General features: G+C 39.3%; 12 protein-coding genes. 6 read left to right on the top strand and 6 right to left on the bottom strand.

Going from position 1 to position 15,153, the window contains the following annotated elements; all coding sequences use genetic code 11:
• From FJR38_RS18530 to FJR38_RS18515, 4 genes are all read right to left on the bottom strand, one after another.
• Window positions 1-487, bottom strand: a 487-nt coding sequence (locus FJR38_RS18530; RefSeq protein ID WP_168538704.1) for an AMIN domain-containing protein, incomplete at its 3' end; no start/stop codon positions are given.
• A 217-nt stretch (window positions 488-704) separates the two neighbouring features.
• Entirely contained in the window at window positions 705-2,600 is a 1,896-nt protein-coding gene (locus FJR38_RS18525; protein ID WP_168538702.1) for an N-acetylmuramoyl-L-alanine amidase, read from the bottom strand.
• 663 nt (window positions 2,601-3,263) lie between these two features.
• The gene (locus FJR38_RS18520) at window positions 3,264-4,685 is read right to left on the bottom strand and encodes a cation:proton antiporter (RefSeq protein ID WP_168538700.1); all 1,422 of its coding nucleotides are present in this window, start codon (window positions 4,683-4,685) and stop codon (window positions 3,264-3,266) included.
• 120 nt (window positions 4,686-4,805) lie between these two features.
• Entirely contained in the window at window positions 4,806-7,508 is a 2,703-nt protein-coding gene (locus tag FJR38_RS18515) for a DNA methyltransferase (RefSeq protein ID WP_168491081.1), read from the bottom strand.
• Window positions 7,509-8,012: 504 nt separating this feature from the next.
• Here FJR38_RS18515 and FJR38_RS18510 point away from each other — a divergent pair.
• Window positions 8,013-8,759, top strand: coding sequence for an SIMPL domain-containing protein (locus FJR38_RS18510; RefSeq protein ID WP_168491083.1), 747 nt, complete (start codon window positions 8,013-8,015; stop codon window positions 8,757-8,759).
• A 138-nt stretch (window positions 8,760-8,897) separates the two neighbouring features.
• Here FJR38_RS18510 and FJR38_RS18505 read toward each other — a convergent pair whose 3' ends face one another.
• A complete protein-coding gene (locus tag FJR38_RS18505; protein ID WP_168491085.1) occupies window positions 8,898-9,260 on the bottom strand; it encodes a single-stranded DNA-binding protein in 363 nt (120 codons plus the stop codon).
• A 368-nt stretch (window positions 9,261-9,628) separates the two neighbouring features.
• Here FJR38_RS18505 and FJR38_RS18500 point away from each other — a divergent pair, with 368 nt between their 5' ends.
• From FJR38_RS18500 to ribD, 4 genes are all read left to right on the top strand, one after another.
• On the top strand, window positions 9,629-10,636 hold the full coding sequence (locus tag FJR38_RS18500) for a rod shape-determining protein (RefSeq protein WP_168491086.1): 1,008 nt from the start codon (window positions 9,629-9,631) through the stop codon (window positions 10,634-10,636).
• A gap of 286 nt (window positions 10,637-10,922) precedes the next feature.
• Complete coding sequence (gene mreC, locus FJR38_RS18495; protein WP_168491088.1) at window positions 10,923-11,711, top strand: rod shape-determining protein MreC; 789 nt, start codon at window positions 10,923-10,925, stop codon at window positions 11,709-11,711.
• 27 nt (window positions 11,712-11,738) lie between these two features.
• Window positions 11,739-12,356: a rod shape-determining protein MreD gene (gene mreD, locus FJR38_RS18490; protein WP_168491089.1), complete on the top strand. Its 618-nt coding sequence runs from the start codon at window positions 11,739-11,741 to the stop codon at window positions 12,354-12,356.
• A gap of 5 nt (window positions 12,357-12,361) precedes the next feature.
• Window positions 12,362-13,531 (top strand): bifunctional diaminohydroxyphosphoribosylaminopyrimidine deaminase/5-amino-6-(5-phosphoribosylamino)uracil reductase RibD, encoded by a 1,170-nt coding sequence (gene ribD, locus FJR38_RS18485; RefSeq protein ID WP_168491090.1) that lies wholly within the window; start codon window positions 12,362-12,364, stop codon window positions 13,529-13,531.
• A gap of 17 nt (window positions 13,532-13,548) precedes the next feature.
• Here the strand turns inward: ribD and FJR38_RS18480 are convergent, their stop codons facing one another.
• Entirely contained in the window at window positions 13,549-13,767 is a 219-nt protein-coding gene (locus tag FJR38_RS18480) for a hypothetical protein (protein ID WP_168491092.1), read from the bottom strand.
• Window positions 13,768-14,359: 592 nt separating this feature from the next.
• Here FJR38_RS18480 and FJR38_RS18475 point away from each other — a divergent pair.
• On the top strand, window positions 14,360-15,153 hold a 794-nt coding region (locus FJR38_RS18475; protein WP_168538698.1), incomplete at its 3' end, for a GAF domain-containing protein.

The raw sequence follows: 15,153 nt of genomic DNA, 5'->3' as shown, positions 1-15,153 counted from the left end.
TTGTAACTACGTTATAAATATTTTTAGAGACTGGCGTTAAATCAGATGATTGATCTGAGATAGGAGGTATTGATGGTTCTTCAGTATCTTGATTAGAAATTTCTGGCTGTGGTAATTTTACTATCCAGCGTTTACCTGTGCTGGGAACAAATTTGACCTGGTTAGGGTTTAGGGTGTAACCAGGAGCAAGTTCTATGACTACGCGAGTTGTTTGTTTGTCAAACTGGCCAATCCGAATGGCGCGAATTTTTCCGCCAATCTGTTGAGTTAACTGCGGACGACCCAATTCAGTCCCCGGTAAGTCAATTACTAACCGAGTAGGGTTAAAAATCAGTTGGGCTTGGGGTTGGACAGCACTGGATGTATTAATTTCTAACTGGTTTTGATTAGTATCAAAACGCCAAGATTCTAATTTTGCTCCTAGAGCCGGGGAAGATAGCATGAAGATTGTGCCAAAAGTGCTAGGCATTAACCAATGTAGTTTCACAATCCTGTCTCCTGATTTGCAACATCTGAACATATTGGCTAATCTTCATACCATCACCACCTCAATTGTGACTTTAATCAAGAAAAAGATGGTTGTGTTGGTGGTAGTAAGACAAGGCTAATGGCGTAAAATCGTAGCATAAAAATTTAGTGTTTCTATTGTTTTGTGAAAATTTATTTTTCAGGTATGGCAGATAGTGAGTATTAAAAATTACTATTTATCTGGATCTTAAATACTGGATAATGCCTTGAGCGATCGCATCGGCCATTTGATTTTGATAAGCTGTACTCCTGAGTCTGGCTGCATCTTCTCTACCAGTCAAGAAACCCGTTTCTACTAAAATTGAAGGCATAGAAGTTTGACGGAGGACATAAAATCTAGCTTTCCGGACTTTTCTATCTCTGACATTCAGACTTTGCAGAACTCTATTGTGGACAATCTGAGCTAGTCTTAGACCACTTTGGTAATAATATGTCTCTAACCCGCTCACTTCTGGACGACTCGCACCTGCTGAATTAGCATGAATACTGACAAATACATCAGCATTAGCTCGTTTTGCCATTGCTACTCGTCCTGGTAAGGTCACAAAGTAATCAGAATCCCTAGTCATAATTACTTGGATACCATTTCTTTCCAAAACTTCAGCAATTCTTTGGCTAATTGGTAAAATAACATCCTTTTCACGTAGTCCACCAATACCAATTGCACCCGGATCTTTACCACCATGTCCAGGGTCAATCATCACTACCAATTTCCCTCTAGGAGATGAAGGTCTGGGAGTTATTTGTGGCTGTCTTTGATTAGCATCAGGCAATGTTTGTCTTGGTGGTAATAAGGGAGGTAAACTAACTGGTGGTCTAACTTGACTCTGACGAGATCGTTGCAATTGTAGAGACAAAAGTTTATCTCCCACTTGGTTAAGTGCGCCTAGTGTCACACCTGATGCCGGTTGAACCAAAATTACTACAGTATTGGGCTGTTGGGGTTGCAAACGGAGTCTGAGAATGGGACTACTGCTATCAAAACTTGGTCCTTTGACCTGATTAGCCAACTTAGCATTAGGAATAGTGATGCGAAATAAACCAGAACTTCTATCCCAACCACTGGTAGCAGACACCGCTTGGTCGGCTCTAATTAATAATTGTGTGTCATTACTAACGAGTTCTACAGACTGAATTGTGGCTGGAGAATTGTTATTCACTCTCGTTGTAGGAACATTATCATTTTCTGGTGAACTAGCAACCCGCCTAGATGGAAGTAAAACTAAACCGCTACTACTTGAGGTAACTCGCCAGTCAGGACTATTTTTATCTACTCTCAAAGTCATCCGGACAGATGCCGGTGTTGTTCCTAATTGCGTAAATTCAATCCGATCTACACCATGTCTATTAACTGCTAAATTTCTTTGATTTAAAGTTGACGATAAAGTTGTATCTAGAATGTCGAGAAAGATAGTAGTCTGATCACGACTTCTAATTATTCTTGTTTGCGGTTTAGTACCATTAGTACGCAGAAAAAAGCCATCCCCGGTAGTTTGTAAACTTTCCAGTTGATTTCCGCCCCTTCTACTATTAGCGATTGGCGCAATTGGTGTTTCCAGTTGATTTGCGCCCCTATTACTATTAGCGGTTGGCGCAATTGGTGTAAATTCAGGTTTGGGTTGGGAATCTATGGCAACTAGATTGTAATTATTATTATTATTTGGGGAAGATAAGGTTGGCTCTGTTTCTAGTTTTGGTAATTGTACAGTCCAGCGATTGGGACTCTTACCAACAAATTTCACTTGTTTAGGATCTAGGCTATAACCAGGACTCAGTTCTAAAACAATTCGGGTTGTTTTTTCATCAACCTGGCCAATGCGAATTTCCCGAATTCCTCTTCCTATATTTTGATTTGACTGGGAACGTCCCAATTGCACACCCGGTAAGTCAATTACTAGCCGAGTAGGGTTAAAAACAAGTTGTGCTTCTGGTTGGACACTAGCATTAGTATTAATTTCTAGGAGGTTTTGATTACGATCAAATCGCCAAGATTCCAATTTTGCAGCTAAAGTTGGCGAAGATAGCATGAGTACAGTACCAAATGTACTGGGTAATAACCAGTGTAATTTCATAGTTTTTTCTCCTGATTGACGTTTATAGAAATAGTGAATATCAAATTAGTTAATATCTCAAAATTTTAGTAAATTGTCATCCTATCACCGCTTTTTCTCATTCCTGCTCTTCCTCTTTAGCTAAATTAATCGTTAAATTCATAAAAAAGACCCACCACTGTCAAATACTGACAGAAATTGGCGGGTTATACTCCCTCACAACAACGGATAAAAACTGCATTGAGCAAAAATCAGAATACAAAGCATTATCAAAGCTAGTAAGAATGAAAAATTGATCGAGCTAACGGAAAAGTTAGTGAATTTACTCAGTAATATTGCTATATTAATTCTTTTCTGGAACATTCCTCGGAAGCAATTATACTCATTATGAAGGTTAGAGAATGTTAATATCCACAACGGACGGAGATTGGATTAAAGAAGTTTCCTCCAATCTCCTGAGAGGATGTTTGAAAAGCTAGAAGATAGGTATAATTTGTCATGATGACATCTTAGACTTTTCCCACATCCTCTGATCTAGCAATGTAAAAACTCCAGCAGATAAAGTTATAGCAATAAAAGGCTTCTCGGACTGTCACCCTTCGGGTTCACCAGTCGCTCATGGGGGAAACCCCCAAGACCGCGCTGGTTCACCTGTCACCTGTTCCCTGTCACCTGCTTATATTACTAATCATTGTCTGTGGTTGTGAGAGGCTGTGGTGGTTCTAATGCTAATGATTTTCCAGAATCGCTGTCTAAATTTTCTGGGGTGTTTGATTCTGGAAAGACGATTCTTAAGAGGGGCGGAGCAATAAATGTGGTAAGAATGACCATCATAATAATTGCTGCTCCTAGTGGTTTGGAGATAACTCCACTAGCTGCACCTACACCAGCAAATACTAAACCTACTTCACCTCTAGGAATCATCCCCACACCAATAGCCAAACGGTTAATTCCTGGTTGACCAAATACTGTTAAACCTGTAATTACTTTACCGATGATAGCGACTGTAATCAGGAAAGTTGCCATGATTAAACCTTCCCGATTCGCGGGAATTGATGGGTTTAAGACTCCCAAATCAGTTTTTGCACCGACGGTGACGAAGAAAACAGGAACTAGGATATCAGCAATGGGAAGAACTTGCCTTTGTAGCTCTTTGCGTTTATCAGTTTCTTCGAGAACTAAACCTGCGGCAAAAGCCCCCAGAATTGCTTCTAAATGGATGACTGAGGCTAGGTAAGCCATCATAAAGGCAAAAACAAAGGCGGGTACAACTAATTCCCCTCTGGTTTTAAGTTGATCTGCGATCGCTACAAATGATTTATTAAATACATTACCTAGCACTATCGCCCCAATCAGAAAAGCACTGGCACTAATGATCAGATAAATGACGTTAACTACATCTACTGCACCATCTCTGGCTAAACTAGCAACTACCGCCAGGACGATAATTCCCAATACGTCATCAATAACGGCTGCACCCAGAATAATTTGCCCTTCTTTGGAGTTCAATCGCCCTAATTCGGACAGCACTTTTGAGGTAATCCCAATACTGGTTGCAGTCAAAGCAGCACCAGCAAAAATCGCCGGCACAGCACTGATACCAAATAGTGTCATCAATCCTACAGTCCCTGCCGCAAAGGGTACTACTACCCCTACTACTGCGACAACAAAGGCCTGAATACCAACTTCCATCAGGTCTTTTAAGTTGGATTCTAAGCCAATTTCAAACAGCAGGATGATTACACCCAATTCTGATAAAACAGACATCACTTCTGATTGGGCTGCAAACACCTCTGGTGTGGCTTCTGGGGTTAACCCGGCGGTGATTTGCAGGAAGGACATGATTAAAGAGTTAGAACTGTCTGTACCACCTTCTGGGAATACCAGCAAATGTAGTACCGAAATACCAACTACTACACCACCGACAAGTTCACCTAAAACCGCTGGTAAACCGACTTTGGTTGATAATTCTCCCCCAATTTTGCTGGCAAAGTAAATTATTACTAAACTCAGTAGCACAGCGGCCAATACCATGGAACTGTCTGCGCTTTCTGTGGCAGTTGCCAACAAGGGAACAGTAAAGTTGATTGCACTGATAAACTGCATTGGTTATATTAAGTATCCTTTTCTTTATTTTTACTCTTTTTTGGCAATAATTAAGCCAGATAGATATATACAGTGCTAATGACAGACATAAGTTATAGCATCATTTTTACCTGATTTACATTAAATGTGCTGTATGTTCTCATCTGGTGAATATGGTCCAATAATTTTAATTCCCTGTTTTTCTTTTTCTCCTACTTCTAAGTTGAAGATAAGCAGTTTTTCTAAAATATCATCTTCTGAGTTGAATTGATAAGCTGTCATTACCAGCGTATCTAATTGTTGATGTAGTTTATAAAGTTGGCTGCTGGGTTCGTTGAATAATTTATTATATAATGTGGTGATTCCCCATTGTTTTGTTTCCATTTGTTGCGTGCGATATTGATGCAGTTCTTCGGCTTTGGTGCGGATTTGTTCGACTATCTTAATATCTGCTGTTTGCGGAAATGGAAATGTTTCAAAACAAGTTGTATTAGTATAGCGCGTATCACCTTTTAATGTTGAACTTTGCGCGTTTACCCAAACACGATGTACCTTAGATGTGAGAATTCCTAATATATAAAAATCATCTGATGCTATAACAATATTTAAATCACCTGGTAGCCAATTTAAAGGTGCTGGAATAAATATAGCCCATTTAGAAACTCTAGGGACTGTAAAGTAGTAATCTAATTGAGATAGGGATTTTCTCATTTCTATTCTTTTCCCTTCATATTTCCACCAATTAAGCTGCAATTTTTCATTACGATTATTTTGACGTTCTAAGGGTATAGTTTGCTTAACTTGTGCAAAAGGTAATTGATAATCACTAGCTTCTTCAATACTCATATTATTAAAATCAATAATCCATCTTTCTGGTTTACCATGAGGATTTTTAGCTAAATTTGCACCCATTGAAAATAATTTTAGAACTTCTTTATTTTGGGAATCATTGTTAATCCATTCTTCTACTTTTTCTTCGCTAACCAGAAATCCTTTTCCATTAGGAATTACACCCTGAAAACATTTATTCATATTTGCTTTTAATCGCACAGCTTGAGAAACATCAACACTAGATTTCAGAGAAGAATTGATTTGTGAAACTACAAGATCATCTAAATAATACTTTGTTGGTTTATCCTTACACCAATTGACAATACTAACATGAACTTTTGCAGCACCAGACCAAGCTTGCGTAGAAACCGCTTCATGAATATAACCGCCATTTTGAGTAATATAATCTAAAGCCGCAATTCTACTTTTACCTTGACTTATAGAATTAGTCGCAACTAAACCGACTCTACCTTTTTCATCAATTTTATCATGAGCTAACCGAAACCAATAAGCACAAAAATCCACATCTTTAACTTTAGGAAAACGTTTAAAAATTCTATCTACATATTCATCATTTAAATCCATTCTCATGTTCTTTCCACCTAAAAATGGTGGATTTCCAATAATAGCATCTGCTTTTACCCATTCACTAAATAAAGCATCTTCACAAACAATATTATTATTCAAAGTATCCAAAGGTAAAGCCGGTTCAGTTAAACTTAAATTATCAATTGCAATCTTCCGCGCAATCATCAAAGTCACCCGCGCTAACTCCACCGCAAAGGGATTTGTATCCATTCCATAAAATTGCCAAGGAGTCACCAAACCCATTTGCATTTGTTTATCTGGAGACTTACTCAAAGATTGAATTTTTTTTAAAAGCAATATTTCAATTCTTTTCAATTCCTGATATGCAATATAAAGAAAATTACCAGAACCACAAGCAGGATCTAAAACTCGATAACCTTGTAATTCTATTTGCAGTTTTGAAAGTTCCTTAATTGTCTTTGCTTCCTCAATTCTCTCTTCCCAATAACGGCTAATTGTCGGACGGACAATTTTCATAATATCCACTTCTGAAGTATAATGAATTCCCCTCGCGTGACGTTCTTTTTTATATATACTTCCTTCAAATAAATTCCCAAAAATAGCCGGACGGACTTTACTCCAATTCTCTCGCGCAGAAACATCTAAAAAATTTAATTCTTCTCTAGTTAATTCAATTGCATGAATTTGGGAAAACAAACCCCCGTTAAAATAATCTACACCTTGATAACGTCCCGCAGGTGTTTTTCCTGGTTGATTCATTTCCCGAAATAAACCACCCAAAACATCATAGGAACTTAACCCACTCATACAATCTTGCACACAAGAAATAAACATATCACGGGGTAACAGTTGTCTATCTTCCGCAAACATCGCTAACACACATTGCAAAATAAACCGCTGTGCTGTTAACTTTTCAATTCCCCTCTTTTCTAACTCTAATAATAGTTCTCCCATGCGATGAGCAGCACGTTTTGTCACTTCTACTTGATTATTTTGGAATACAGGAGTTTTTTGCCCTAATTCCATAAATGCCAATGCTCCCGACCGTTCTGGCAGTTGTTCCAGAGATATTTTATCTACGGGTGTATCTAATTGAATATCAAAATCAAAGATCCAAAACTCATCAAAATTACATAAAATCACATATTTGGGACGATTGGGGACTAATCTTGTCCAATAATCAAAAGCTTGGGAATAATGTTTATTTAAGTCTTCTCCCCGTTTTTTCATCTCTATTAAAACGCGGGGTTTCCACACTAAATCAGCAAAGCCAGTTTTTCCAGTTTTACTACTTTTCTTAATTGCTTCTTCGTAAGTCGCACCAGCTTCTAATGCACCTTCATGGCCAAATGCTCGAAAAAATCTGTCGAGAAATGTTTGTGCTTCTTTGCGTTCTTGTCCGGTAATATGTTGGTTACAAAAATTGACGAATTTAGATAAACTTTCAGGTGTTGATGATGTCATTGTTTTTTCTCCCAGAGTCGCAAAGGAAAAATGCAAAGTTAATATATCAGAACTTACGAAAAAGCTCTCTCAAACACTCTTCCCTATCCCTAACGGGACGCTGCGCGAACGTGTCCTTCGTCCCTTCGTGGTTCATTTTCCCCTTACTTATACGTAAGTCTTAATATATCTAAAAATACCACTCAATTTTTAAAACGATTCGGATTTAAAAGAAGATTTAGGGGTTGACATTCGATTTTAAATCTGTTATCATGAAGTTGATAAGGAAGAACTATCATAAAATAATTAGCAAAATTCAATAGATTGGGTTGAGAACAGGAAACCCAAAAAAGAATTTTCCGTTGCCAAAAATGTAACCAAGTCTTATTTTAGTGAGACTGGGATTTAACTATAAATATACAAATTGCATCAAGTAATTACACTTTCGGTGTGAAAATGTTTTGGTGACTGTTGGTAATTAATAGTTAATCAATAATTTATCGGTTAGTAGAGGAGTGTTAAAAAATGTCTATCACTGTTTTATCTAATTCTAGGTTTCCAGGCAGGAAAATTGGGAAAATATTATCTTTGAGTATATTTATGTGCGCGATTTTTATACTACCTGCATCGGCGCAAGAAAAGGAAAAATTATGGCGGACTTTAACTGTCAGTGGACGGGGTGTAGAAACAATTTCTACCACATTATCCCAAGTTAGTTTGGGTGTAGAAATTCAAGGAAAAACGGCTCAAGATGTCCAAAAAGAAGCCGCTCGTAAGTCATCCGCTGTGGTAGCTTTACTCAAAAAACGCAATGTCCAGAAATTAACTACTACTGGTGTACGTCTTAATCCAGTCTATAGCTACAGTAATAATATACAGCGAATTACTGGTTATTCAGCTAGTAATACAGTCAGTTTCCGTATTCCTACAGATGAAGCAGGGACTTTATTAGATGATGCAGTAAAAGCTGGGGCGACACAAATTAACGGTGTGAGTTTTATTGCTAGTGATGAAGCGATCGCTAATGCCCAAAAACAAGCCTTGAAAAAAGCTACCCAAGATGCCCAGCAACAAGCAGAAGCTGTCCTGAGCAGCCTGGGATTACAACAAAAAGAAATCGTCAGTATTCAAGTCAATGGTGCAAGTCCACCTCCACCACCCATGCTTTACCGGGCTGAGGTTGCTAAATTAACTAGTGCAGATGCTTCTACTCCCATCGTTGCTGGCGAACAAGAAGTACAAGCATCTGTCACATTGCAAATTAGTTATTAGTCAGTTGTCCTTTGTCCTTTGTCAGTTGTCCTTTGTTTCAATACCACTGACTACTGACCACTGACCACTGACCACTGACCACTGACCACTGACCACTGACCACTGACCACTGACCACTGACCACTGACCACTGACTAATTAGAAATTATCTGGAGACATATCAGACATCCCACCTTCACCATCACGTTTTGAGCCTAGTAATTCTAGTTGTTCTACGTTAATCACTGGACTAGAACGGTTAACTCCGGTTTGGCGATCGCTCCATGAATCAAATTTTAAAGAACCTTTCACCCCAATGAGGCTACCTTTACGGACATAGTTGCCGGCAACTTCCGCAGTTTTTCCCCAAAGTTCTAAATTAAACCAGTCTGGCTTATCGTTATTACGCGATCGCCTATTAACTGCTAGGGTGAGTCTACACTTAATTGTCCCTGACTCAAAATACTTCATATCTGGATCGCCGCCGACACGACCAACAAGGGTGACAACATTAATACTCATGGTTTTTTTGTTTTAGTACGTTTGTATTGCATTGTGCTGAATTCTATAATAACTAATTGTGAAAATATTGAGAATATGTTAGAATCCTAACAATTAACCCAATCAAAAAATTCCCAAAATACTTGGCATTTTAAAAAAAATTATACGGTTATACTGAGTGATATTCAGAAGATAGAACATAAGAGTCTTGGAACTAAAATCAAGATTGACAAAAGCTAGATAAAAAAATAGTCTAGTTTACTGGAGTCAGGCCAACCAAAATCATGAAATTCGTCATTAATAACTCTTATCTTTATAGTCACAAGTAGTGCAAATAGGGGGCATGGAGACGCGTGGGTTTTTTCAGAAATTTTCGTCCATCATGGGATATGGGTATCGACCTCGGTACAGCCAACACCCTAGTTTATGTATCTGGTAAAGGAATTGTTCTTCAAGAACCTTCAGTCGTTGCCATTGATCAAAATGAGAAAGTGGCGCTGGCAGTAGGAGAAGAAGCTAAAAAAATGCTTGGTCGTACACCAGGTAATGTGATTGCCCTGCGTCCCTTACGGGATGGTGTGATCGCTGACTTTGATACTGCCGAATTAATGCTAAAAAGCTTTATCCAGCGGGTAAATGAAGGTAGATCCCTCATGTTGCCCCGCATTGTCATTGGCATTCCCAGCGGTGTCACCGGCGTAGAAAGACGGGCTGTAATGGATGCAGCGACTCAAGCCGGAGCAAGAGAAGTATATTTGATTGATGAGCCAGTAGCAGCAGCAATTGGTGCTGGTTTGCCCGTTGCTGAACCCACAGGCAACATGATTATTGATATTGGTGGTGGGACAACAGAAGTAGCGGTACTCAGTCTTCAAGGTACAGTTATTAGCGAATCAGTACGCATTGCCGGAGATGAATTAACTGAGGCAATTACTCAGTACATGAAGAAAGTTCATAATCTGATCATTGGGGAACGGACTGCTGAAGATATTAAGATTAAAATTGGTTCTGCCTATCCAACCCCAGATGATAATGATAGTATTATGGAAGTCCGGGGCTTACACTTGCTTTCTGGCTTGCCTAGAACTGTCACCATCAAAGGACCGGAAATTCGGGAAAGCATGGTAGAGCCTCTAGCCGTAATTATAGAAGCAGTTAGGCGGACACTAGAACGCACACCTCCAGAACTGGCAGCCGACATTATTGATCGTGGCATCATGTTAGCTGGCGGCGGTGCATTACTGAAAGGTCTAGATACCTTGATTAGTCACGAAACAGGTATTGTTACTCACATTGCCGCTGATCCTTTATGTTGTGTTGTTTTAGGAACAGGTCGTGTATTAGAAAACTTCAAGCAGTTGGAGCGAGTATTTAGCGGACGTTCTCGTAATATGTAACAACAGATAGTCAGCTAGAAATAATGTCATGGATTCTATAGTCAATACCTTCACTAAATTAAAAAAGCCTTGATTCGTAAGTTAGTTTAAGACACATAACCCCACACATTTATTGGGTTTTGCGCCGCTCAACCTACAAAAAATGGCGAAGGTAATAAATATAGAATCCATTCTTGTCAAGAAAGAAAACAGGAGTTCACAATTTGGCGATCGCCACCGCGGCAGTTAGGAATAAGCCATACTTCCTCAATTCCTGAATAATTTATAAAAATATGTAAAGGTATATATGTTTACTGTGAGACGCTGGTGGGAATATAAGGGACTACAGGTAGGGATATTGGCTTTAGTGATAGGTAGCGCCTGGACACTTAGAGAAACAAAAGGTGCTTTATTGCACGAAATTTATCAAGGAATAACCAGCCCCTTACAAAGGCTACAGCCAGGAGTCACGCCTGAACAAAGTATTAGCGATGCGAGATTTTTAGAGTTACAGACTCGCATAGTTGATCTGGAAAGCCAAAATCAAAACTTAAAAAATTTATTAGGTTATGTAGAGAAAGAAGCTCTGCCAGAAAAACCCGTGATAGCGCGAGTGGTAGGCCGTAGTGCTGATCACTGGTGGCAACAAGTGATTTTGAATCGGGGGACTGCATCTGGTATTCAAGAAGGTTCTATTGTGAAAGCTGATGGTGGATTAGTCGGTTTAGTAGAAACTGTCACGACTAATACTAGCAGTGTATTATTAGTCAGTGATCTAAAAAGTCAAGTCGGAGTGAATATCAGTCGCACATCAGCTAAAGGCGTTTTGCAGGGTGATTCTTCCGCTGAAGGAGTATTAGAATTTTATGAAAAAGTACCTAACGTTAAGGTAGGAGATTTAGTTTCTACATCTACTTATAGTCAGAAGTTTCCTCCTGGTTTAGCCATAGGCAAAATTAAGTCTCTCGATTTAAAGAAACTTCCCGCATCAGTAGCAAGGGTAGAGTTATTTCCGCCAATTCGACATTTGGATTGGGTAAGTGTTTATCCAAAACCAGAGCCTCAAGAGTTACCAAGGCAAAATGGGGCTAAATAATGTAGGTTTTTAGCAATTAGAAAAACGATGAAGATACCTGGATTTTTTGGTAGCAGGGACTCAAAAGCAGCATCACCAGTCCGAAAATCTCATTCCTTGATTCCGCCATTAGCACTTTGGCATCCTTGGTGGCATCAAATTCTCGATTGGATAGTCATATTGGGAACAGTGTTATTATGCTTACTAATGTTGCCAACTCGTCTGCCCGGAATGGAATTATTAGGCATAGGACCTAACTGGCTACTAATTTGGGTTGTGGCTTGGAGTGTAAATCGCTCAGTATTATCTGGTATGCTATCCGGGATAATTTTGGGGCTATTACAAGACGCAATAACATCACCTGATCCAACTCATACTTTGAGCTTAGGATTAGTTGGGCTGTTAACGGCGCTGATCCAAAAGCAGCGTTTTATTCAAGAAGACTTTATTTCTATTGCTTTAATTGTCTTTGGGATGGCGGTATTAGCAGATACTATTTTTGCCGTACAGTTATCTTTGATAGGAAATCGTCATGTAGACAGTATTTGGACATATTACCAGCGTGCTACCTTAGCTTCGGCAATTCTTAGTAGTTTGTGGGCCCCTGTGGTTTATTATCCTCTTAGTCGCTGGTGGCAGCAGATAAAATTAATTCGTAATTCATAAGTGACATGGATAATTGCCCAGGAGTCTCTCCCACATCTGCATCTTTACCTCAAGATCATCAGTTTGTAGTCAAAGAAACAGTTAGTAATGATTTTGACTCCCGCATGATGTTACGGTGTGTGGAACTAGCTCGCATTGCTTTGGGACGCACTTCTCCAAATCCGTTAGTAGGGGCGGTGATTGTCCAAGATGGGGAGATTGTGGGTGAAGGGTTTCATCCCCGTGCTGGTGAACCTCACGCCGAAGTTTTTGCCCTCCAAGCCGCGGGAGAAAGGGCGCAGGGCGCAACTATTTATGTGAGTCTTGAACCTTGTAATCACTATGGACGTACTCCTCCTTGTTCAGAAGGATTGATTAATGCTGGTGTGTCTAAGGTGGTAGTGGGGATGGTTGATCCTAATCCCTTAGTGGCTGGTGGCGGTATTGCCAGGTTACGTGCAGCCGGGATAGAAGTTGTTGTTGGGGTTGAGGAAGCAGCCTGTCGGCGGTTAAATGAAGGTTTTGTACATCGTATTCTCTATAAAAGACCTTTAGGCATTTTGAAATATGCTATGACCTTAGATGGCAAAATTGCTACTACTTCTGGTCATAGTGCTTGGGTGACAAATCAAGATGCTCGCACTGAGGTTCATCAATTACGAGCCGCTTGTGATGCTGTCATTGTCGGTGGTAATACAGTCAGACTAGATAATCCTTACTTAACTAGTCATCAAGTAGAGGCTCATAATCCTCTGCGTGTGGTAATGAGTCGTACTCTAAATTTACCGAAAGAAGCTCGTCTTTGGAATACTCATGAAGCTCCAACTTTAGTTTTGACGGAAGTTGGCAGTTCACAATCTTTTCAAAAAATGCTGCGTCAGAAAGGGGTGGAAGTGGTGGAATTTATATCACTGACACCAGAACAAGTGATGAGTCATTTATATGAGCGGGGTTTTTGTAGCGTGCTATGGGAATGCGGTGGTATTTTAGCTGCTAGTGCGATCGCTCAAGGTGCAGTCCAAAAAATTATGGCATTTATCGCCCCCAAAATTATTGGCGGTGATCATGCTCCTACACCTGTGGGGAACTTAGGCTTTACTAGTATGACTGAAGCGTTACCTTTGGAACGAGTAAGTTGGCGTGTTGTCGGTTCTGATTGCTTAGTGGAAGGTTATTTACCACTAAAAATTCAATAAATAGTCAAGATACTCAACTATGAGTGTTGGCGTTCATCAGCTAAATCACGAATCAGACTGAGCCGGGATTGAATGTAGTCACAGAGAAAATCAATTTCACTGGGATCTAAAAAGGCTTGATTAGTGATTTGTTTTACCAACCACTGTACCAGACTGGCATCATCAAGCTGCAAGAGAGTTACTGTATGGGTGGCCTCAACTATAGACCAAAGCTGACGCATGATTGTGGGAGTCATTAGACCTCTATTTAATCATTAGTTTAGTTTTTCTCAGATTACACAATTCTGATATTAATTGACTGCTTAAATCTATAACTAGATATAAGTATTATTAAAAATTTAATAAGTACACAAATATCTTAATTAAAATAAATATTGTCAATTTATATAAATTCACAAAAATTTACTTAATGGAGATAAAGCTTATGGCAAACAATCAGAAAATTTAGTAATCGGTAATGGGTAAAATTCTTACCTGTTAACTTTTCCTTGCCGTATGTTACAGCAGGAGTTATAGGGGCGTATCCCTGATGGGAGATGGAAGCATCAGCATTCGGAAAATAGCCTTGAACCAAAATGGATAACTGATTGCCCGAATGCTTTGCCCGTACAGGAGTCAGGAGTAAAACAGACTTTGTGTATAGGTTTCAATTTAGATTCTGTACCTCATTAATTTGCAATCTGCTGTATATAATTTTATAAGTTTAGGCAAATATCTCCGGAATTTATTAATATAATTTGACAAAATAGATTTACCATTTAAAACTAAACCGATGCTAGTTATAGAGTACAAAGTCAAGGAAAAAAAACATCAATATAATGCAAAACAATGCAAACTGTTAGCCTCAAAAAGATTCTTCGCAAAAAAGAGTTATCGTCACTGATTCATGACTTAATACAACAGTTCAACATAGCGATTGACGTTGAATTGGTAGACGGGACAAAAATAATCAGCATTGGAGAGCAAACCTCAACAAATAGATATCCAATTGAGGTTTCAGGAGAAATAATCGGTTGGGTTGTTGGGGAAGAACAGGTAACTCTACTAGCGACTTTGCTCTCATTTTTAGCCAAACAGGAAGGTGAGAAAAAAGAACTCGCTAAAGAATTGCTGGAAAGATATCAGGAAATAGATTTGTTTGAGGATATTTCCACTCAACTCACAACGAGTTTGGATACGCAACAGATTGCCCAACTCGTACTTCAGGAAATGAGTCAATTGATTGAATCATCTGGGGGAATGATCCTGCTTATGAGTCCAGATGCAACTACATTTGAAATCATTGCTAAATTTGGAGTATTTTTTGATCACAGTCAGCCAAAACCGGGACAGGGAATTATTGGCAAAGTAGTCCAATCCGGTCGGGCAGAACTGATTAATGATGTGCAAGTCGATCCGCGATTAGAGGAACAGAAAAACGTGGGAGCTTTGATTTGTGTACCATTGAGAGCTAAAGAGCGGGTACTCGGAGCGATCGCTATAGGGACAACAAAAACCGACGCATACAAAGCAGAACACCTCAAATTAGTGAGTATCTTTGCTTCCCAAACAGCGATCGCTATTGAAAAAGCTTTACTCTATGAACAAAGCACCCATGCAGCTACCCAAGCCCAAACACAAGC

Source organism: Anabaena sp. UHCC 0253, from assembly GCF_009712085.1.
Lineage (GTDB): Bacteria > Cyanobacteriota > Cyanobacteriia > Cyanobacteriales > Nostocaceae > Dolichospermum.
The sequence above is the reverse complement of the archived record's forward strand: the minus strand, read 5'-3'. Positions and strand labels throughout refer to the sequence as shown.